This window comes from Devosia sp. FKR38, assembly GCF_005222805.1.
Classification (GTDB): domain Bacteria; phylum Pseudomonadota; class Alphaproteobacteria; order Rhizobiales; family Devosiaceae; genus Devosia.
On the sequence record NZ_STGC01000005.1, the window covers coordinates 1,161,053 to 1,182,707 of the forward strand.

At 64.3% G+C, this 21,655-nt stretch carries 17 protein-coding genes; 10 read left to right on the forward strand and 7 right to left on the reverse strand.

The features are described from left to right. Window positions 1-3 precede the first annotated feature (3 nt). Window positions 4-1,785, forward strand: a complete 1,782-nt coding sequence (gene sulP, locus E8M79_RS10675; protein WP_137151884.1) for a sulfate permease — start codon at window positions 4-6, stop codon at window positions 1,783-1,785. A gap of 62 nt (window positions 1,786-1,847) precedes the next feature. Here sulP and E8M79_RS10680 read toward each other — a convergent pair whose 3' ends face one another. The 7 genes from E8M79_RS10680 to ugpC all read right to left on the reverse strand — a co-directional run bounded on the left by E8M79_RS10680 (window position 1,848) and on the right by ugpC (window position 10,552). Beyond that, on the reverse strand, window positions 1,848-2,846 hold the full coding sequence (locus E8M79_RS10680) for an ABC transporter permease (RefSeq protein ID WP_137151885.1): 999 nt from the start codon (window positions 2,844-2,846) through the stop codon (window positions 1,848-1,850). A gap of 10 nt (window positions 2,847-2,856) precedes the next feature. Then, a complete protein-coding gene (locus E8M79_RS10685; RefSeq protein ID WP_137151886.1) occupies window positions 2,857-4,371 on the reverse strand; it encodes a sugar ABC transporter ATP-binding protein in 1,515 nt (504 codons plus the stop codon). Window positions 4,372-4,486: 115 nt separating this feature from the next. Then, a complete protein-coding gene (locus tag E8M79_RS10690) occupies window positions 4,487-5,434 on the reverse strand; it encodes a sugar-binding protein (protein WP_137151887.1) in 948 nt (315 codons plus the stop codon). A 170-nt stretch (window positions 5,435-5,604) separates the two neighbouring features. After that, the gene (locus tag E8M79_RS10695; RefSeq protein ID WP_137151888.1) at window positions 5,605-6,579 is read right to left on the reverse strand and encodes an NAD(P)-dependent oxidoreductase; all 975 of its coding nucleotides are present in this window, start codon (window positions 6,577-6,579) and stop codon (window positions 5,605-5,607) included. Between the two features lie 655 nt (window positions 6,580-7,234). After that, entirely contained in the window at window positions 7,235-8,281 is a 1,047-nt protein-coding gene (locus E8M79_RS10700) for a LacI family DNA-binding transcriptional regulator (RefSeq protein WP_248304970.1), read from the reverse strand. 224 nt (window positions 8,282-8,505) lie between these two features. Continuing rightward, window positions 8,506-9,336: a FadR/GntR family transcriptional regulator gene (locus tag E8M79_RS10705; RefSeq protein ID WP_137151889.1), complete on the reverse strand. Its 831-nt coding sequence runs from the start codon at window positions 9,334-9,336 to the stop codon at window positions 8,506-8,508. A gap of 148 nt (window positions 9,337-9,484) precedes the next feature. After that, the gene (gene ugpC, locus E8M79_RS10710; RefSeq protein ID WP_137151890.1) at window positions 9,485-10,552 is read right to left on the reverse strand and encodes a sn-glycerol-3-phosphate ABC transporter ATP-binding protein UgpC; all 1,068 of its coding nucleotides are present in this window, start codon (window positions 10,550-10,552) and stop codon (window positions 9,485-9,487) included. A gap of 361 nt (window positions 10,553-10,913) precedes the next feature. Here ugpC and E8M79_RS10715 point away from each other — a divergent pair, with 361 nt between their 5' ends. The 9 genes from E8M79_RS10715 (at window position 10,914) to E8M79_RS10755 (ending at window position 21,625) form a co-directional block, all read left to right on the forward strand. Further along, window positions 10,914-12,314 carry an extracellular solute-binding protein gene (locus E8M79_RS10715; protein WP_137151891.1) on the forward strand — a complete coding sequence of 467 codons (1,401 nt, stop codon included), beginning with the start codon at window positions 10,914-10,916 and terminating at the stop codon, window positions 12,312-12,314. A gap of 135 nt (window positions 12,315-12,449) precedes the next feature. Next, window positions 12,450-14,411: an ABC transporter permease subunit gene (locus E8M79_RS10720; RefSeq protein ID WP_137151892.1), complete on the forward strand. Its 1,962-nt coding sequence runs from the start codon at window positions 12,450-12,452 to the stop codon at window positions 14,409-14,411. Continuing rightward, window positions 14,408-15,160 carry a GntR family transcriptional regulator gene (locus tag E8M79_RS10725; RefSeq protein ID WP_137151893.1) on the forward strand — a complete coding sequence of 251 codons (753 nt, stop codon included), beginning with the start codon at window positions 14,408-14,410 and terminating at the stop codon, window positions 15,158-15,160. Before E8M79_RS10720 ends, E8M79_RS10725 begins: the two co-directional genes overlap by 4 nt. A gap of 98 nt (window positions 15,161-15,258) precedes the next feature. Then, the gene (locus E8M79_RS10730; protein ID WP_137151894.1) at window positions 15,259-16,395 is read left to right on the forward strand and encodes a sugar ABC transporter substrate-binding protein; all 1,137 of its coding nucleotides are present in this window, start codon (window positions 15,259-15,261) and stop codon (window positions 16,393-16,395) included. 67 nt (window positions 16,396-16,462) lie between these two features. Further along, window positions 16,463-17,989: a sugar ABC transporter ATP-binding protein gene (locus E8M79_RS10735; protein WP_137151895.1), complete on the forward strand. Its 1,527-nt coding sequence runs from the start codon at window positions 16,463-16,465 to the stop codon at window positions 17,987-17,989. Continuing rightward, window positions 17,986-19,035: an ABC transporter permease gene (locus E8M79_RS10740; protein WP_137151896.1), complete on the forward strand. Its 1,050-nt coding sequence runs from the start codon at window positions 17,986-17,988 to the stop codon at window positions 19,033-19,035. Before E8M79_RS10735 ends, E8M79_RS10740 begins: the two co-directional genes overlap by 4 nt. A gap of 9 nt (window positions 19,036-19,044) precedes the next feature. Then, window positions 19,045-20,004, forward strand: coding sequence for an ABC transporter permease (locus tag E8M79_RS10745; protein ID WP_137151897.1), 960 nt, complete (start codon window positions 19,045-19,047; stop codon window positions 20,002-20,004). Window positions 20,005-20,117: 113 nt separating this feature from the next. Then, window positions 20,118-21,233, forward strand: coding sequence for a PLP-dependent cysteine synthase family protein (locus E8M79_RS10750; protein ID WP_171015822.1), 1,116 nt, complete (start codon window positions 20,118-20,120; stop codon window positions 21,231-21,233). Window positions 21,234-21,373: 140 nt separating this feature from the next. Then, entirely contained in the window at window positions 21,374-21,625 is a 252-nt protein-coding gene (locus E8M79_RS10755) for a PepSY domain-containing protein (RefSeq protein ID WP_171015823.1), read from the forward strand. Window positions 21,626-21,655: the final 30 nt, after the last annotated feature.

Here is a 21,655-nt window from a genome sequence, read left to right on the forward strand (position 1 = left end):
ACGATGACTATCAAAAGCTATTTTCCGATCCTCGACTGGGGCCGGCGCTACAACCGGCAGACGCTGACCAGCGACCTGGTTGCGGCCGTCATCGTGACGATCATGTTGATCCCGCAGTCACTGGCCTATGCGCTGCTGGCTGGCCTGCCGCCCGAAGTGGGCCTTTATGCCTCCGTGCTGCCGCTGGTGGCCTATGCCATTTTTGGCACTTCGTCGGCCTTGGCTGTCGGCCCCGTGGCCGTGGTATCGCTGATGACGGCCGCTGCCGTCGGCCGTATCGCTGCTGAGGGCAGCGCCGACTACGCCAGTGCCGCCATTGTGCTGGCTTTGCTCTCCGGCGTCATGCTGACGCTGATGGGCCTGTTCCGGCTCGGCTTTATCGCCAATTTCCTGTCTCATCCGGTGATCTCGGGCTTCATCACCGCCTCGGGCCTGATCATTGCCACCAGCCAGGTCGGCGGCCTCTTGGGCATCAAGACCGAAGGCCACGCGCTGCCGGACCTGATCCTGTCGATCATCGAGCATATCGGGCAGACCAACCCCTATACGGTGGCTGTCGGCGCCGTGGCTCTGTCCCTGCTGCTGTGGATCCGGCTTGACCTCAAGAACTGGCTCAAGCGCTTCGGCGTGCCCAAGGGGCTGGCCACCATCATCGTGCGCGCCGGCCCGGTGCTGGTGGTCTTTCTGACCATGGCCTGGTCGGCCACCATGGACCTGGGCGCCAAGGGTGTTGCGCTTGTGGGGCAGGTGCCCCAGGGGCTGCCGCTGCTGTCGCTGCCCAATCTGAGCCTCGACACCATCCAGCAATTGGCGCTGCCAGCGCTGATCATCTCCATCGTTGGTTTCGTGGAATCCATCTCGGTGGCCCAGACCCTGGCGGCCAAGCGCCGCGAGCGCATCTCGCCCAACCAGGAACTGATCGGCCTGGGCGCTTCCAATATCGCGGCGGCCATCGGCGGCGGCTACCCGGTGACCGGCGGCTTTGCCCGCTCGGTGGTCAATTTCGATGCCGGTGCAGCCACCCCGGCTGCCGGCGCCTTCACGGCCGTCGGCATTGCCGGCGCCACGCTGTTGCTGACGCCATTCCTGGCCATCCTGCCCAAGGCGACTCTGGCGGCGACCATCGTGCTGGCCGTGCTGACCCTGGTGGATTTCTCCATCCTCAAGCGCGCCTGGAGCTACTCCAAGGCCGACTTTGCGGCAGTGGCCATCACGCTGGGCGGCACGCTGCTGCTCGGCGTCGAGATGGGCATTTCGCTCGGCGTTGGCGCCTCGATCCTGATCTTTCTCTATCGCTCGTCGCAGCCACATGCAGCCGTCGTGGGCCTGGTGCCCGGCACCGAGCACTATCGCAATGTCAAACGGCACAAGGTCGACACCGTTCCGGGCGTGCTGGCCATCCGCATCGACGAAAGCCTCTATTTCGCCAATGCGCGCTATCTGGAAGATCTGGTGACCAACCAGGTGGCCGCCAATCCGGGGCTGACCGACGTGGTGCTGATGTGCTCGGCCGTCAATGCCATCGACATGTCGGCACTTGAGAGCCTCGAAGCCATTGCGGCGCGGCTGGCCGATCTCAAGGTGCGCCTGCACCTCTCCGAGGTCAAAGGGCCGGTGATGGACCATCTGGCTGGCACCGAGTTTATCGCCCATCTCAGCGGGCAGATTCATCTCAGCCAGCATCAGGCCATGCTGGCCATCGCCCAGCACCGCCTCAAGTCAGTGCCCACGCCAGCAGACGCAGGCCTTGGGAGCAGGGGGCCGCAGTCGGCAACCTCGCACTAGCAATCGTCCGGTTACTGGTCATAGTGGCCTGCACGGGTTCTCCCGCGCAGGCCACTATTGTTCTAGCCCGCCGCCGAACGTCCGTCCTGTCCCCGCAACTCCATGGCACGGGCCCGCTGGCGCTCGCGATAGCGGGTAAACTGCTGGTCGGCCAACACGCCCGCCAGGATCACCGCCCCCATGACGGCGAAATTGAGCGAGGAGGGGATGCCCAGCAGATTGACCAGGTTCTGCAACTCCTGCAGCAGCAGGGCGCCCAGCATGACGCCGACGATCGAGCCCTCGCCGCCACGCAGCGAAAACCCGCCCAATACCGCCGCGGCAATGGCGTAGAGCTCATAGAAATTGCCATGTGAAGACGGCTGCACCGAGCGGGTGAACATGGCGAAATAGATTGCCGCGATCGAGGTCAGCACGGCGCAGATGACATAGGCAGCGATAACGACAGCATCGGTGCGGATGCCGGAATAGCGCGCCGCATCCTCATTCTTGCCAACGGCATAGAGATGCCGGCCAAAGACGGATCGATGCAGGATCACCCAGCAGATCACGCCAACCAGCAGCATGGCGATGAAGGAATGCGGCACGCCAAAGGATCGCCCGATGGTGAGCCATTCCACCTCGGGAAAGGTCGCGCCAAAGGGAAAGCCCGCCGTGGCCTCGCCGGTGTAGCCGCGCGCGACGCCGCGATAGATCAGCAGGCCACAGAGGGTCACCACGAAGGGCTGCATCTTGAGCTTGGTGATCAATAGGCCATGCGCCAGCCCCATCACCGTGCCGGCCGCAATTACGATCAGCATGGCCAGCGGCCAGGGCACGCCATATTTGCCGATCAGCTCGACGAACAGCACGCCCAGAAGGGCGATCATCGACCCCACCGACAGATCAATGCCGCCCGTCATGATGACAAAGCCCTGACCGATGGCGAACAGGCCGAACAGCCCGATCAGATTGGCCGTATTGGCCAGGTTGATCGGCGACAGGAACAGCGGGTTGCGCAGATAGACCACAAACCCGACGACGATGATAAGGACGGCCAGTCCAAGGTCTTTCTTTTGCATAACGCGTCCCCTAATGCGCACCGACGGCCAGTTTGAGTACATTGTGTTCGGAGAAATCGGCCCGATCGAGCGCGCCGGCCACTTCACCCTCGCGCAGCACCACGATGCGGTCCGAAACGCCGATCACCTCCTCCATGTCCGAGGAGATCATCATCACCCCCACGCCGGCATCGGCCAGTTCGCGCATCAGCCGGTAGATCTCGGCCTTGGCGCCGACATCAATGCCACGCGTCGGCTCGTCGAAGATGATCATGCGCGGGCGCATCGACAGCCATTTGCCCAGCACCACTTTCTGCTGGTTGCCGCCCGACAGTTCGGCGGCCTTGCGATCGACATCGGCGGTCTTGATCCCGAGCCTTGTGCGCTGCGCCTCCGCCCGGGCATGCAGCCGCGCTTCCGACACCAGGCCCCGGCTGGAAACACTGCCGAGGTCGGCCATGGAGATATTCTCGCAGATCGCGCTTTCCAGCACGAGACCGGTGCGCTTGCGGTCTTCCGGCACCAGATAGACGCCGGCCGCAATGGTGCTGCGGGGCGAGCTGATATCGAGCGGCGCGCCGTCGAGCTTGACGCTGCCGCCGCGCAGCCTGGTGATGCCGAAGACCGCCTCGGCCAGCTCGGTGCGCCCGGCGCCCACCAGCCCGGCGACGCCCACGATCTCGCCCGCCCGCACCGACAGGCTCGCCGCCGCATTGGGATTGGTGCTGTTGCGCACCCCTTCCAGCTCCAGAATCACCGGGCCAAGTGGCCTGGCCGGCGGGGTATAGAGCGCCTTGAGGTCGCGGCCGATCATCAGCCGGATCATGGCGTCGTGGCTGATCTCGGCGCGGGTCAAGCCGCCCGCGACCTGGCCATCGCGCAGCACCACCACGCGGTCGGCACAGTGCTCGACCTCACCCAGGCGATGGGAAATATAGATCACCGCAATGCCCTGGGCCTTGAGGTCGGCGATGACCTTCATGAGCACCTGGGTTTCCTTCAGCGTCAGCGACGAGCTGGGCTCGTCCATGATGACGACACGGGCATCGAGCGAGAGCGCCTTGGCGATCTCGAGCAATTGCCGCTCGGCCAGCGACAGCTCGGCCACCGATGTCGCCGGCCCGAAGCGGGCGCCGACCCGGTCCAGCAGCGGCTGCGCCGCCGCCCGCATCGCCCGGACATCGACCAGCCCAAAGGGCCCCGACCGCAGCTCCCGACCCAGAAAGATATTGGCGGCCACATCGAGATTGTCGAAAACATTGAGTTCCTGATGCACAAAGGCAATGCCGGCGCCCTGGGACTGAGCGACGCTGAGCCGGTCATGGGCAAGGCCGTCGATGATGATCCGGCCCGAACTGGGCGCGATGACGCCGCCCAGAATCTTCATCAGCGTCGACTTGCCCGCACCATTTTCTCCGATCAGCGCCAGCACTTCGCCGGGCATGACCGTGATGGTCACATCACGCAGCGCCACCACGCCGGGATAGGTCTTGCAAATGCTGTCGAGCACCAGCAGCGGAGCAGGCAGGTCTTGTGCAGAGGTCATGGTCGGGCAACTTCATGGTCGAGGCGCGGCGCAGGCCGCGGACGAACGCGAAAACAACAGATGCACCGGGCCAGGGTGCCGGCCCTGGCCCGGTGCTCCCCATTGGCTGGGAGGATTACCCGCCAATGCGGGCCTTGAGCTCGGCTTCGAAGGCATCGACATTGTCCTTGTCGATGACCTTGGTCGGCACGATGATCAGACCGTCCGCCGGAACGCCGGACTTGTCGCCCTCGAGATATTTCGCCATCAGGTGCATGCCCTGGTAGCCCCACTGATAGGGGTCCTGCACGACGGTGCCGGCAAAGCTGCCCTCGCGCACGGCACCCAGGGTGATGGGGTCTTCGTCAAAGGCGATGACCGTGATCTGGCCCAGCTTGCCAGCCGCCTGCAGCGCCTCATAGATCTTGGGCGGGTTGTAGGAATAGAACCCGACCATGCAGTTGATGTCCGGATTGGCGGCCAGCACGTCATCGACGTTGGAACGGGCCCGGCCGAAATCGACGTCGTCACCGCGCACGTCGACCAGCTCGATGCCCTTGCCTTCGACAGCCTGGCGGAAGCCGGCAATGCGCTCGACTGCATTGTCCGCGCCCAGGAAACCGACAAAGCCCATGCACTTGGCCCCATCGGGCAGGGCCTTGACGGCGATCTCGCCAGCCTGGACGCCGGCCGCCGTATTGGACGAGCCGAGATAGGCGATGCGATTGCTGGCCGGGGCGTCGCTGTCGGTGGTGAACAGCGGCACCTGCGCGGCAATCTTGTTGAAGGCGTCGATGGAGTTCTTCGGATCGGCCGAGGAAATCATGATGGCGTCCGTGCCGGCCGCCACCAGATCGTCCATCAGGGAATTCTGCAGCGCGGCCGTGCCCTGCACCGGATAGCGGAACTGCAGGTCATAGCCCGGCAGCTCTTCCTGCGCCTTCTTGACGCCGGCTTCGGCCAGCTTCCAGAAGTCCGATGCGGCGTTGACGACGAAGGCGAGCTGCGGCTTGTCCTGCGCCATGGCCGGGCCAGCCAGCAGACCCGCCAGGGTCAGAAGTGAAATGGCAATCTTGGTCTTCATGCTTAGTCCTCCCCGTCGACGGGACATTTTCGGCTGTCTCCTGTCGACCTGTTGACGTCGCCCGCGGCAAACCATTTGCCGTGGGGTGGGCATATCCGCCGATCCCTTTGTGCGCGGGCCCGGGTCAGGCGGGCCGCACATTCAGGCGCGGATATCGGCGCGCGCATCGACTAGCCTGGATACCAGACGATGCGCGGATCATCGGGCGCGCGGCGATAGTCCCAGGCGCGCTCGACGAGTAGCTTGGTGTCCACGGTGGGCCGCCAGTTGAGCAGCAGCCCCGCCTTGGACGTGTCCAGCCAATTGCTGTGATAGGGCGTGCCGATCTCGACGGACGGCAGCCCGCGCGTGGCGCGCAGATGGGCCGCGACAAAGCCGTAATCGACCGGCTGGCTCATGCCGATGTTGAACAGCTGCCCGCGCGCCGCATCATTGTCGAGCGCGGTCAGAATGGCGCAGACCAGATCGCAGACATGGACGAAATTGCGCTTGAGTGGCGCGCCCTTGGCGTCGCGCAGCAGGGGGACAGCGCCGGCCGCAGCATGGGCCTCGATCGCCTCAGCCGGCACAAGCTCGCTCCAGGCTGGGCCACCGAACTGATCCTTGAAGCTCAGCGCATAGCGGAAATCGTCCTTCTCCATGATCCAGGGCGCCCGCAGGCAGCAGGTGTTGATGCCATACTGGATGCCATATTGTTCCAGCATCACCTCTTCGATCACCTTGGTGAGCGCATAGCAGCCTGGATAGGCGCGGCGCGGCGCGGTCTCGGTGATCGGCGTGTCATAGGCGTGGAACATGTGGCCGACCGAACAGTCCCCACCGATCAGCACGAATTGCTGTGTGCCGGGGGTGGTTCGGAACGCCTCGAGCAGATTGAACATGCCCTTGACGCCAACATCCATGGCCAGGGCAGGGGATTCCTTGACGGCCGCCATGTGTAACACATGGGTTACGTCCGCCATGGCGCTGCGCACCAGATCGGCGTCGGACAGCGACCCGCGCACCACCTCCACCGCAGGATGCTCGATGACGCGGTTGTTGCAGATGGCGCGTATGCTCCAGCCGTCGAATTTGCCGGCTGCCAGAAAGGCCGGCAGGAAATTGCCGCCCACCTTGCCCGTTATGCCGGTGACAAGAAGTTTCACCTGATGTCCCTCAATTGATGGGGCAGCCTGATCGGGCGGGCCCTTGCAGCAACGGCAGATGCGCTCTGCCGGGCGAGGCTGTCAGTGCCCCGGAGGCAATGAGGCAGCAGCAGCGACAGGCGGAACCACACGGTGGCCCGGTGCAAGAGCAGCGCAGGTGGATAGATTTACGTACCTCAAAGCGGTTCCCCTCCCGCGCCGGCAAGCCCCTGGGGTTCCCGGTCGTCGCATCCCGTCAGTTCGTAAGGTTGTCGAGCGGGCCTCCCCTCCCGCTCGACGGCAATCTGCGCAGCGGCCGAAGCCGAACCGCGCAAATATCAACAGCCAGCTCATCAGCGATTGATCATATTATGTGATAATATCAGCATCCATCGCGGCCGCTCGTCAAGCCGGTATTTTGGGGCTGATGCACACATTTCCTGTAAGGCAGCTGACTGCGCGGGGCCGCGTCAAGTCCTGATGCCTATTCGCGTCAGCAAGGGTCAGGCGTCAGTACGGCCAGGCAGTATTGCTTCCCATGGCCGAGGTATCAGACAGCAGATGGCGTACGCAGACTTCGCGCTTGTTGCGCACTAGGCGCGCGCGGCAGGCCACGGTCGCGCCGGGTTCGCATGGCAATTCGGTCAGCAAGACTTACGAATGTGGAGGCTTGCCGCTACTCGGCGGCAAGCCGACGCTTGTGACCTGTCGCATCGGCGCCGGTCGAGGCCCGCACAACCAGTTCACACTCCACCTTGATCCGCGCGGGCGCCGTGGCGAGGCCGCCGGTCGCGTCGATCAGCAGTTCAGCCGCGGTGCGGCCCATTTCATAGTGCGGCAGCACCAGCGTGCTGAGCGGCGGATGCATGTATTGCGCGATGTCGCGATCGTCAAAGCCGATAACGGCGACGTCGCCGGGAATGCCCAGACCCAGCTCCTTGAGCGCCTCGTAGCAGCCGACCGCCATCATGTCATTGGCGCAGAAAATGGCATCAGGCGGCGCGGGCAGGGCCATCAATTCGCGCGTCATCTCATAGCCCGCTGAGGGCTCCCAATTGCCCGGCTTGACCAGTTGCGGGTCAAAGGTCAGGTCGGCGCTGGCCAGCGCCTGGCGATAGCCCTTGAGCCGGTCGCGGGCCGCTTCGACGCCATGCTGGCCGTTGATATAGCCGATGCGGCGACGCCCCATGGCGATCAGATGCTCGGTGGCCACACGCCCGCCCACCAGGTCGCCGGGCAGCACTGCGCTGTAGGCGCGTGCCTCGTCGTGACAGTTCACAAGCACCGTCGGCAGCCCGGCAAAGGCCTCGGGAAGGGCGACCTGACGGCTGAGGATTGTGCCGTAGATCAGCCCCAGAACGCGCTGTCGCGTGGCCCCGGCAATCAGGCCGACCTCGACGTCCGGATCGCCATGGCTGACGCCGAGCGTGACATTGATGCCCTGTTCCAGCGCCATGTCGCGGGCGCCCTCAAAGGCCAGGGCCATCCAGGGATCGGCAGAGATTTCGTCGGCGATGAACAGGATGGTGGACTGGGCCTCGGTCGCTGCGGGGCGATTGCCGCGGCGCACAAAGCGGTAGCCGAGTGCATTGGCAGCCTCGACCACGCGGCGGCGCGTGGCTTCGGCCAGGCGCGCCCCTTTGGTGCCGCTGAGCACGAGCGAGACCGTTGCCTGGGAAACGCCCGCCGCCGCAGCGACATCCATCATGGTGGGTCTGGCCACGCCCGCCTGTCGTTTTGGCTTGGGCATCGACGTCTGGAACTCCGAGACTGCTGCTGCCGGCACCTGTAAGCGGCGCCGGATAGTCAGAACAGGATTGAACATCGCGCCCGCCCACCGCAGCCATGGTCGCGCGCATTTTGGGGCACTCTTGCCTCAAAGCACAGCAAACGTCACGCGTTCAGCAAATTCAAGGATAATATTAGCACACCTGCACCGCGGCAGCGTCAGGCCTTGCCGGGGGCCCGCTTCCTGCCGGCCGGGCGCCGCTCGCGGTTGTCCGCTTCCAGAGCCTCGACCACGTCCTGCAGGGAATCGTCGATCAGGATCTCCATGCGCATCCGCGCCATGTCGGGGTTCTGCTGACGAATGGCTTCCAGCACGTCAAAATGCTGCAGCAGTCGCGCCGGCTTGAGCGCAGCCGATTCAACACCGCGCCAGCCCAGGCTCAAGGTGCGACGCATGACGGTGTTGAGCAGGGTGTTGAAGGCGCCGATGAACGGGTTGTGCGTGGCGCTGATGATTTCGAGATGGAAGCGCAGGTCGGCCATGATCAGGGCCTCTTCGTCCCGACCGGATGATTTCATCTGCTCATAGGCCTGTTCCAGCCGGGCCAGTTCGGCATCGGTGCGCACCTGGGCGGCGAGGGCGGCAGCGCCCGGCTCCACCATGCGGCGCAGCGGATAGATGCTCATGGCAATCTCGTCCAGCGGCTTGGCATCGAGGTGCCAGAGCAGGACGTCGGGGTCGAGCATGTTCCAGAAGGACGGTGGCGTGACGCTGGTGCCCACCCGCGTCTTGGCCACGATCATGCCTTTGGCCGTCAGCTGGGCATAGGCCTCGCGCAGACCCGTTCGGGTCACGCCATAGCTGTCCAGCATGCTGGCTTCATCGGGCATGCGCGTATCGGCGGGAAACACCCCCGACACGATCTCGCGCCCAAGTCGGTGCAGCAGCCTATTGTCAGGGCGCCCTGCGCCATTGGGGGTCATGAGCCGCTCGACGGCTGGATTGCGGTCGATTTCGGCGGGGTCGGCGGGAAAGTCTCTGAATGCCATCAACAGGATCGATCGGTATTGGCCATGCCGCGGCCGGCAGGTATCGGGCCATCCTGGCCCAGGCTGGCCTAGTGTTGCGGCAAAAGGCGCCGGATAGCAACGCTTCTCCGGCGCCGAGCCTGCGGCATTTGTCCGCCAATAGCGTCCGCTATGCAGGGCGAGACGGGATGCGCTGTCCGCTGACAGGATCGAACAGATGCACCTGGTCCATAGCAAAGCCGATACCGATGGTCTCGCCCGGCTGGGTGCTGATGCGCTCGCGGAACACGCCGACCAGATCCTGGCTGCCCATGCGCAGAGCCACCTGGGTTTCCGAGCCCGTCGGTTCAATCACCAGCACTTCCGCCCGGAGCCCGGCAGGATCAAGCCGCAGATGCTCGGGCCTGATCCCCAGCTTTGCCGGCCCCTGATGCGCCGCCGACGAGTGTGGTGCCAGTCGTATCGCCGTTCCGTCGGTCAGGGTAAAGTCGGCGCCATCGACGACGCCCTCGAGCACATTCATTGCCGGCGAGCCGATGAAGCCGGCGACAAACAGATTGGCCGGCGTGTCGTAGAGTTCGAGCGGCGTGCCGATTTGTTCCACGATGCCCGAGCGCATCACCACAATGCGGTCGGCCATGGTCATGGCCTCGATCTGGTCGTGGGTGACATAGACCGTGGTGGTGCTCAGCCGCCGGTGGTTGAGCTTGATCTCGCTGCGCATCTGCACGCGCAGCTTGGCATCCAGGTTGGATAGCGGTTCGTCGAACAGGAACACCTGCGGATTGCGCACGATGGCCCGGCCCATGGCGACGCGCTGCCGCTGACCGCCCGACAGATGCCGCGGATAGCGCTCAAGATAAGGATCGAGCCCCAGCACCTGGGCCGCGCTGGCCACGCGCTTGCGGATTTCCTCACGCGGCACCCGGCCCAGCTTGAGCGAGAAGCCCATGTTCTCTTCCACCGTCATGTGCGGGTAGAGTGCATAGGACTGGAACACCATGGCGATGTCGCGATCCTTGGGCGCCAGGTCATTGACCACCTGTCCAGCGATAGCGATCTCGCCGCCTGAAATGTCCTCCAGCCCGGCGATCATGCGCAGCAATGTCGATTTCCCGCAGCCCGATGGCCCCACCAGGATCACAAATTCGCCGTCGGCAATGTCGATGGAAACCCCATGCAGCACTTCCACGCTGCCATAGCTCTTGCGCACATCGCTGATCGTCACTGCGCCCATAGTTCATCCTCCCCTCAGAGTATCCATCTTCTCCAGATGGCCGGAATTCCTGTGCCTTTGTCTGGCTTTCCGCCGTTTGACCATCACCGCCAAGGCTGTGCGGCAGCACGATTTTTAGTGCAGGGCAGGGCACCGCACAAGCATTTTGTCCGACAATATATTGACGATGACCGCATCGTGACTTATTAATCCGACAATTCGACGCCAATGCTGGGACAAATAGGGGCAGGGCGGCGAATGCGGGGCAAGGGAGAAGGCCCCGCCAGGGAGGTTAGGGCATCGCTTGACACAACGATCGTCCGTGCGCGTGACAGCGTGCGGGTGCCCGCCGCCATGTTCCATTGAGGAGGAGACTGGAACCATGACGACAAACCGGATCAATCGACGCAACGTGCTGCGTGGTGGCAGTGCTGCTGGCCTGGGCCTTTGGGCCGCCAGCCAGGGCCTGCCGGTCTTTGCGCAGGACAAGGCCCCTGAGCTCGATCTGCCCCAGGGGGCAGCAGGCAAGCTCACGGTCATTCATCGGACCGAATATTTCGAAGCGGCGCAGAACCTGTTCCGCGATACGGTCACCGCCTTTGCCAAGACCAATGGCGCCGAACTCGACATCTCGACCACCAATCCCGAATCCTTCGGTGATTTCCTGGGCAAGATGTCCGCTGCCGTGAAGGCCGGCAATCCGCCCGACCTGGCCTATACCAGCAATGTCTCGGTGCCGCAGATGCACCTTCTGGGGCTGCTCGAAGACGTCAATGACGTGGTCGAGGAAGCCATCAGCAAATATGGCAACGTGATGCGCGGCATCAATGCCGAAAAGACCGGCAAGATCGACGGCCGCTGGGTCGCCATCCCGTTCATCGCCAACACCACCGGCACCTTCTTCCGCGGCGACAAGCTGAAAGAAAAGGGCATCGACCCGCAGACCCTCGATACCTGGGAAAAGCGGCGCGAGGCGGCCTTGGCCATCTCGGATCCGGCCAATGGCTTCTATGGCTGGGGCCTGACGGTCAACCAGTCCGGCGACGGCTGGGGCGTGGCCTCGGGCATTCTCAATGCCTTTGGCGGCCACTTCACCGATGCAAGTGGCACCAAGGTCGAATTTGACACGCCCGAAACCGTAGCGGCCTATGAGTTCGTCCGCGAAACCTATGACCGCAATGGCAAATATGCCGCCATGCTGCCGCCAGGCGTTGAAAGCTGGGGCGACATCTCCAACAACGAGGCCTATCTGGCTGGCAGCATCGGCTACACGCACAATGCCTTTTCGGTCTATGCGGCGGCCAAGCGCGACAACAATCCGGTCTTCCCGGGCACAGTGTTGCTGCGCCAGCCCAATGCCAACAATGGCGACAGCCGCGATGGTGGGGCCGTGGGCGGCTGGCTGACCATCTTCAAGGGCGCGCCCAATGCCGACCTCGCCAAGAAGCTGGCACTCGATCTGCTCGACCCTGCCAATTTCACGCCGATGTCGTCGGTGGCCGGTGGCCTGTTCATGCCGGCCTATGAAAGCCTGTGGACGCCCGAGCTGATCGCAGCCGATGCGAACTTTGCGATCATCAAGGATCAGGTGAGCGTGGCCGAGCCCTTCATTGGCCCATCCTGGCCGGCCCAGCCGGCGGCCCAGATCGACGCCATCCGCGCCCAGGGCATCCTCGAGCAGTCTATGGGCAATGTCATCGCCGGTCGCATGACCCCGCAGGAAGCGGTGACCGACGCGCACAACAAGATCGTCCAGCTCTTCGAAGAAGGCGGCATCATGTAAGTCGCGCTGCGGCCGGCGGCGGGTCTCGCACCCGCCCCGGCCGTGCGCTCGATTGGCGCCCCGTGCACCCTTTGGGGTGCTGCGGACGCTTGTCCATTGTCAATCGGGGGGCAGGTCCCCGTTGGAGTTTGAGCCATGGAAGATCGCATGAGCCTGGCGACCGCCATCATCAAGCCACGTCGTCGGCACGCAAAGCGCCTCGAACAGCTCTTTGGTCGTGACTGGAGGGTCGGCTACCTTTTCGTGCTGCCCATGGTCCTCATCATGGCGTTCCTGATCTTCTGGCCCTTTGTCAGCGCCATCATCCAGAGCACCACATCACTCAACTTTCTGACGGGCGAAACCACCAATGTCGGGCTTCGCAACTACACGCGCCTCTGGAGCAATAGCGACTTCCTGCAGTCGATGCAGAACACCATCGTGTTCACCTTCTGGTCGCTGCTCATCAAGTTCATCGTCGGCCTGTCCGTCGCGCTTATCCTGAACAGTCGGCTGCCGTTCCGCGGCATCCTCAGCGGCCTGATGCTGCTGCCCTGGATCATTCCGGAGATCGTCACGGCCCTGGCCTGGAAGTCGATCTACGACCCGCTGTTTGGTGGCCTCAACCCGATCCTGCAGGGCGTCGGGATCATCGATCGCCCGCTCGGCTGGCTGTCAGACCCCGGCATGGCCATGGGCAGCATCATCTCGGTCAATGTCTGGAAGGGCATTCCGTTCTTCGTGCTGCTGCTCCTGGCCGGGCTGAAGGCGGTCGATCGCGAGCAGATCGAGGCGGCTCAGGTCGATGGCGCCAATGCCATCCAGCGCTTCCGCAATGTGACGCTGCCCAGCCTGCGCTACGTCATCGTGGTGACGCTGCTGCTGTCATTCATTTCCACCTTCAACCAGTTCGGTCTGCCTTTCCTGATGACGGCAGGCGGGCCCAGCGGCGCCACCAAGCTCTATTCCATCCTGGCCTACGAGAAGGCCATTGCCTCGCTGCAATACGGCCCCGGCATCGCCATTGCCTTTTCGGTGGCGCCGCTGATGGCCGTGCTGATCTGGCTGCTGGCCCGTTTCATGCGCCAGGACGACAAGCGCGATGGCGATTTCAACCAGGCGCCGGGCCTTGCCGACAGGACCCTGAAATGGATCGGCAAAGGCATGAACCTGCTGATCGATGCCGTGCTCTGGCCGATCCAGATGCTGTTCGAACTCTATGAGGCCATCGTGCGGACAGTTCGCCGCGCCTCCGGGCGGCGGGTGACGCAGCCGATCGCCTCCCAATCCGTGCGCCGCGCTGCCGGCCCCTGGCTGCGCCTCATCGTCCTGCTGCCGGTGATGATTTTTGTGGCCTTTCCGTTCTACTGGATCATCACCACCTCACTTAAATCCACCGAGCAGATCAGCCAGCGCCAGTCCATCTTCTGGCCGCAGCCCGCCACGCTCACGCAATACCAGTCCCTGCTGCAGGATACGCCCTTCGTCACCTGGCTGCTGAACTCGGCCTTTGTCGCCGGCGCGGCAACCGTGGTCTCGGTGGCCCTGGCGTCTCTGGCGGCCTATGCACTCTCGCGCCTGCGCTTCCGCGGAGCGGGCCTGCTGACCACGCTGCTGCTCATCACCTATCTGCTGCCCGGCACGCTGCTGTTCATCCCGCTCTATCAGACGCTGACCTCGCTGGGCGTGATCAACACCCATGCTGCACTGATCCTGACCTATCCAACGTTCCTGCTGCCCTTCGCCACCTGGGTGCTGATGGGCTATTTCCGCTCCATTCCGGTGGAGCTGGAGGAGGCGGCCCGCATCGATGGCGCCAGCCGGCTCTATATCTTCTGGCGCATCACCCTGCCGCTGGCCGCGCCCGCCATCCTGTCGGTGACCCTGTTCGCCTTCACCAATGCCTGGAACGAGTTCCTGTTCGCCTTTGTCTTCATCACCTCCGAGTCCCTGCGCACGCTGCCCATCGGTCTGCAGTCGCTGGTGGTCGGGGACATCCTGCCCTGGGGCAAGCTCATGGCCGCCTCGCTGCTGACCACAGTGCCGGTCGCCGTGCTCTATATCTACGCGCAGCGCTTCCTGGCCGAAGGCCTCACCGTTGGAGCGGTCAAGGGATGACCGACCAGGCGCCGGTCAAGCCAGTGCGGGCCAAGCCGGTGAGCACCGAGCGCCCCGTGCCATCGGCGGTGGACGCCATGGTGGCCAAGATCCGCGGCCTCATCTCCGATGGCGGCCTGCAGCTGGGCGACAGCCTGCCGACCGAAAAGGAACTCTGCGAGCGCTTTGACGCCGGCCGCAACACGGTCCGAGAGGCCATGCGCATCCTCAAGGCCTATGGCGTGGTGGCCGTGCGCCCCAAGGTCGGCGCGACGCTGATCGATGACCGCATGGAACGGGCGTTGGATCTGTTCTCGTTCAACACGCTCGATGTTTCCCGCCGCACGTTCAACGACATCCAGGGCTTCCGCAAGCTGATCGAGGTCGGCTCGGTGGATACCATTTTCGACCATGTGACCGCAGACGATGTCGCCGAACTGCGGGCCATCAATGTGGCGCTGCGCGGCGCCCAGAGCATTGCCGAGGCCTCCGAGCAGGACTTCCGCTTTCACCTGCGCCTGGTCTCTATTCTGAACAACCGCGCGGTGCGCGATGTCTATCGCATCATGAAGCCGGTGATCATCCGCATCATGGAGCGCGGCAAGCAGATCCGCGACTTCAACGCCGATACCTTCGAGCAGCACGCCGCCGTGGTGGACGCGCTCGAGCTGCGCGACCGCATTCACTACCAATATGCGCTGATCTCGCATCTGCACCTGGGACTTTGGGCCTTCGACGAGGAAGGGGAGGCCGAACAGCCGGCGCCGTGACGCCGGCTGCACTGCGCGATGTGCGGGCCGCCCGGTTCATGTGGGGCCGGACCGCCTGAACAAGGCGTCGGGGAGACGCCAATCTTGGGAGGACGACTATGAAGACTATGCACTTGGCATCGCTGGCTCTCGCTGGCCTGCTGGCATCGACGAGCCTGACCCTGGCTGGACCAGAAACTGTGTCTGGGCCGGGTGCTGACCCGACCTGTTTTGCCCCCTGGGGCGATGACGCCAAATATATGCAGTGGCCGGCCCAGGAGGGCCCCTACCGCATTGCCGTGGTCAATGGCTTCGTCGGCAATACCTGGCGCATCCAGATGATCAAGACGGCCAAGGCCTTTGCCGAGGATCCGGCCATCAAGGACAAGATCGCCGAGTTCAAGGTGGTCTCCACCGGCACCGACGCGCCGGCGCAGCTCGGCGCTATCGAGGACTTCATCAACCAGGGCTTTGACGCCATCGTCACCATCGCCGTCTCACCCGATGGCTTTGATCGTGTCATTCGCCTGGCCGACAAGGAAAATGTCGTGCTGGTGCCCTTCGACAACGTGCTGGACACCGACGCGGTGATGCAGGTCAACGAAGACCAGACCGAAATGGGCCGTCGCTGGGCCCAGTTCCTGGTCGACGAGCTGGCGGCACAGGGCAAGACCGGCGGCAAGATCCTCGAAGTGCGCGGCCTGGCCGGCAACTCGGTGGACCGCGACCGCTCGGCCGCCATCCACGAGACCTTTGCGGCCTCTGGCGGCAATTGGGAAATCATCGAAGTGGTCGGCAATTGGGATGACGGCACCGCCCAGAAGGTGACCGCTGACGCCATTGCGGTGCATGGCCAGTTCGATGCTATCGCCGCCCAGGGCGGCACCACAGGCGTGGTGCAGGCCCTGATCGACGCTGGCCACCCCATGGTGCCGATCGCCGGCGAATCCGAGAATGGCTTCCGCAAGCTGGTGGCCCAGCATGCCGCCGATGGCCTGAAGGGCATTTCCATCGGCCAGTCACCGGGCCTGGTGGCCATTGCCATGAAGGCGGCCGTATCGGCGCTGGAAGGCAATGTCATGCCGCAGCTGATCTCGGTGCCGCTGCCGGTGGCCACCTATGACCAGCTCAAGGATGGCGAGAACTTCTGGTCGGACCTGCCGGACAACTTCTTTACCGTCAACGAGTTCCCGCCGTGCGGCGTCAACGTCTCGGGTCCCGCCATCATGGCGCAGTCCGAAGCGGACGTGAAGTAACCAAACCCGGGCGGCGCCGACGACCGGCGCCGCCTTTCCGGCATGCCCGGTGGAGAGCCTTTGCCTCATGTCCGCACACCCCTTTCTCCAGCTGTCTGGAGTGTCCAAATACTTCGCCGGCACCCGCGCGCTGGAAAATGTCGATTTCGCCTGCGAACGCGGCTCGATCCATGCCGTGCTGGGCGAGAACGGCGCCGGCAAGTCAACGCTGATCAAGATCATTTCCGGCGTGCTCCGGCCTGACACCGGCGCCTTGAGCCTGGACGGCCAGCCGTTCGACTTTGCCAATCCGGCCCAGGCCAATGCCGCCGGCATTGTCTGCATCTTTCAGGAACTCTCGCTGGTGCCGGACCTGACGGTGGCCGACAATATCGCGCTGGCGCAGCCGCCGCGCCGCTATGGCATGATCGACCGCCGCGCCCAGCGCCATCGCGCCGAGGCCCTGCTGGCGCGCATCAAATGCGAGGACGTCGACCCCAATGCCCTGGTGCGCGACCTTTCACTGTCGCGCCGGCAGATGGTGGAGATCGCCAAGGCGCTGGGCAAACAGCCGCGCCTGCTGATCCTGGACGAGGCGACTTCGGCCCTGACCCGTAACGACGTCGAAACGGTTTATGGCCTGCTCGCCGATCTGCGGCAGGACAATGTGGCGAGCCTGTTCATCTCGCACCGCATGAACGAGGTGGAGCGCCTGTGCGACACGCTCTCGGTGTTTCGCAATGGCCGGCATGTCGAGACCTTCAGCAAGGGCGCCAAAACCGACGGCCAGATCGTGCGCCTGATGATCGGCCGCGAGGTGGATGCGCAGTTTCCGCCCAAGCCGGCGCCGACCCCGCATGTGCCGCACCTGCACGTCGACAATCTGAGCTGGGAGAAGCGCCTGCGCGGCGCCTCGCTGACCGTCGGCCGCGGCGAGATCGTCGGCCTGGGCGGCCTTGATGGACAGGGGCAGAAAGAGCTGATGCTGGCGCTGTTCGGCGTGCTGCGCGGCGTCGAGGGCAGGGTGACTGTCGGCGAGACGCAGGGCGTGCCCACCTCGCCCGCCATTGCCAAGCAGGCGCCGCGCCGCATTGCCCTGGTGCCCGAGGACCGCAAGACCGAAGGCCTGATGCTGCCCATGTCGATCGCCGACAATCTGCTGGCCGCGTCCTATGCCTATGTCTCGGTCGGCCCCTTCATCAATCCGATGCTGGAGAGCCAGGCAGTCAGTGAAGCCATCGCCAAGCTGCAGATCAAGATCGGCGATCCGCAGGATCCGGTGGCGACCCTGTCGGGCGGCAATCAGCAGAAGGTGGTGATCGCCAAATGGCTGATGACTGACCCGGACGTCATCCTGCTCAATGACCCGACGCGCGGCATCGACGTCGGCACCAAGCAGGAGATCTATCGCCTGATGCGGCGCCTGGCCGACGAGGGGCGGGCGATCCTGTTCTACTCCACCGATTATGCCGAACTCATCGGCTGCTGTGAGCGCGTCGCCATCATGTATGACGGTGCCATCGTGGCCGAACTGTCCGGCGACGCGGTGACCGAGGAAGCCATTGTCAGCGCCGCGCTCAATATCCATGCCGCACCCGTCGGGGTGGCATCATGAGCACACCACTGGCCAATCTCGCCACCAGCATCCGCCAGAACCGCGCCTTCACCGGCGCCGTCCTGCTGCTGGTTGCGCTGTTCCTGCTCTACAATGTGCTGCATCCGCGCGGCTTTTCCTCGGCGGTGCTGATCCAGAACGCCAATGAATCGGTGGCCATTGTCTTTGTCGCCATGGCGCAGACCATTCCGGTGCTGCTTGGGGGGCTTGATCTGTCTGTCGGCGCCGTGATGACGCTGTCGGCCTGCATCGCCTCGGTACTGGTCAATGGCTCGCCGCTGCAGATCATCCTGGGCATGCTGGTGACGCTGCTGGCCGGCACGGCCTTTGGCTTCTGCAATGGGCTGATCGTGGTCTATGGCCGCCTGCAGCCCATCATCGCCACGCTGGCCACCGGCGCCATTGCCATGGGTCTGGCACTGTTCATCCGCCCCAAGCCGGGCGGCGATATCGACGGTGACCTCAACTGGGCGGTGACCAATTCGCTGTGGGACTTCGTTGACACCTATGGCCTGTTCGACGCTGACGCGGCCTGGTTTGCACCCGTGGCCTGGATCCCGGTGCCACTGCTGATCATCCTGGTGTTCGGCGCCTGCGTCTGGCTGCCGTTTCGTCGCACCGTCACCGGGCGGACCATCTATGCCATCGGCTCGGCCGAAGGGGCGGCCTATATGTCGGGCCTGCCCATCAACCGCGCCAAGATCGCCGCCTTTACCCTGGCCGGCTTTTTCGCGGCCTGTGGCGGGCTTTACCTCGCCATCCAGACCGCCTCCGGGAATGCCGACCTGACCCAGGCTGGCGCCTATACGCTCAACTCCATTGCCGCGGTGGTTCTGGGCGGCACCTCGCTGCTCGGCGGCGTTGGCGGCGCCATTGGCTCGCTGATCGGCGCGCTGATCCTGCGCGTCATCTCGTTCTATTTCCGCATCCTGTCCATCGATCCGCTGCTGCAGCCGCTGGTCGAGGGCCTGGTACTGCTGGCGGCGGTAAGCCTGGGGGCTGTCCGCGTGCTGCGCATCAGGAACCGTCTCGACCTCTTCCGCTAGGAAACCGCCATGCCATCTGCCTTTTCGCGCCTGCGTCCGGAAGACAAGCCCGTCGTCATCTCGGCGGCCTTCATTGTGGTCATCCTCATCCTGGGCACGGTCTATACCCTCATCACCCAGGGCTCGGCGCCGCTGTTCTCGCCCAATTATCTGCTGCAGCAGCTGCAGACCGGCGCCTTCCTCGGCATTGTCGCAGCCGGCATGATGATGGTGATCCTGCTCGGCCACATCGATCTCTCCGTGCCCTGGACGCTGACTGCGGCCGCCATGATGGCCACGGCGGTCGGTGGCGAGATGGCGCTGCCCACAGGCATTGCCGTGGGCATCGCCGTGGGTCTGGTCAACGGCTTGGGCGTCGCCTATCTGCGCATTCCCTCGATGATCTTCACCCTGGGGGTGGATTCGGTGATGCGCGGCCTGATGGTCTGGCACACCGGTGGCTTCGCGCCGCAGGACCAGGCCACGCCACTGATGCGCTTCCTGGCCGCCGAGAAGCTGCTCGGCATTCCGGTGGCCATCTTCGTCTGGGTGCTGGTCTCGCTGGTCATCGTCACCATCCTTGCGCGCACCGCCTTTGGCCGCTCCATCTATGCCACCGGCAATCGCGAGGCGGCGGCCTATCTGTCGGGGATCCGCACCCGCTGGGTGATCGTGGGCGCCTTCGTCATCTCTGGCATCTGCGCGGCCATCGCCGGCATCCTGCTGGCCGGCTATTCCACCAAGGCCTACCAGGGCATGGGTAATGCCTTTCTGCTGCCGGCCATTGCCGCCGTGGTCATCGGCGGCACGCGCATCCTGGGCGGGCAAGGGCGCTATGTCGGCACCGTGGTGGGCGTGACCCTGATCGTGCTGCTCAATTCGGTGCTCTCCATCATGCAGATGCCCGAGGCGGGGCGGCAGGTGATCTACGGCAGCGTCATCATCGGCATGCTGCTGGTCTATGGCCGGGACAAACGGCTCACCGGCTGAGCCGGATCAGGTCGCGCCGTTCCAATATAGTTCACACGGACGCCAAATCATGCTACATTGAATGCCAATATGAGCATGTGATGCTCCTATATGGCAATCAGATGGAATGACGCATGATGGACAGCATGGTTCCCTGCAGACACAGCGGCGTGGATCGGAGCTGGGCGCGGAAGGCCATTGGCCTGCTCGAGGCCGAGGGGCGACGCTCCGCTGATACCCATCTGATCGCCGTGCCTGTGCCGGCCTTTCCTGATCTGGACATCTACCTCAAGGACGAGTCGGCCCATCCCACCGGCAGCCTCAAGCATCGCCTGGCGCGCTCGCTGTTTCTCTATGGCATCTGTAACGGCAAGATTACCCAGGGCGTGACGCTGACCGAGGCCTCCTCGGGCTCGACGGCGGTGAGCGAGGCCTATTATGCGCGCCTGCTCGGCCTCGAGTTCATCGCTGTGCTGCCCGCCAGCACCAGCCACAGCAAGATCGAGGCCATCGAGCAGCAGGGCGGGCGCTGCCATCTGGTGGCCGATGGCTGCACCATCTATGCCGAAGCCGAGCGGCTGGCGGCCGAATGCGGCGGGCATTATCTCGACCAGTTCACCTATGCCGAACGCGCCACCGACTGGCGCGGCAACAACAATATCGCCGAATCCATCTTTCGGCAGATGGAGAACGAGCGCTTCACCATCCCCAGCTGGATCGTGGTCGGCGCCGGCACCGGCGGCACCTCGGCCACCATCGGCCGCTATATCCGCTACCGCAGCTGCATGACCCAGCTCTTGGTGCCCGATGTCGAGCATTCCGCCTTTTATGACGGCTGGACGCATGGCGACGCCACGGCGCGCTGCGCCACGCCGTCGGGCATCGAGGGCGTTGGCCGCCCGCGCGTGGAACAATCCTTCGTGCCCAATGTGGTCGACGAAATGATCAAGGTGCCCGATGCGGCTTCGCTCGGCGCCATGCGCGTGCTGTCGCGCCGGCTCGGGCGCCGCGTCGGCGGCTCGACGGGCACCAATTTCTTCGGCCTGTGCTGGGCCGCGGACGGCATGCGCAACCGCGGCGAATGCGGCGCGCTGGTGACGCTGATCTGCGACAGCGGCGAACGCTATGCCGACAGCTATTACGACGACGCCTGGCTGGCGGCCCGCCACATCGACACCAAGCCCTATGAGGCCATGGTCGAGGACTTTCTGGCCGGCGGCCCGTTCCGCGCCCGGCTGGGCGGCGCCTGACACAGCGCTAGGCGCGGGCAGGGGGCGGCTCGGCGCAGCGGCGGCCTCCACCATTTCTGGACCCAATGTCGACCCATTCTGTAGTCTTGGCTGGTTGTTTCTGTCTCAAGACCACTCCCGGTCGATACGAAGGAATGACCATGAAGACCTCCATCGCCGCCACGCTGGCCGCCGTTCTGTTCGCCGCCGCTGTCACCCCCGGCTTTGCCGCCGACAAGCTCGACACCGCCGCCAAGACCGACATCGTGCACCGCCTCAAGGCGCAGGGCGTCAAGGTCAGTGGCGTGGAAGAATGGAGCGGCCTGATCCGTGCCTATGTCACCGACGAAACCGGCCGCCAGACCATGAAGCTCTACACCATGGGCGATCTGCGCCCCGTCGAACGCCGCTGATCCATAGGCTCTGACAGCCCGGCGCCGCCT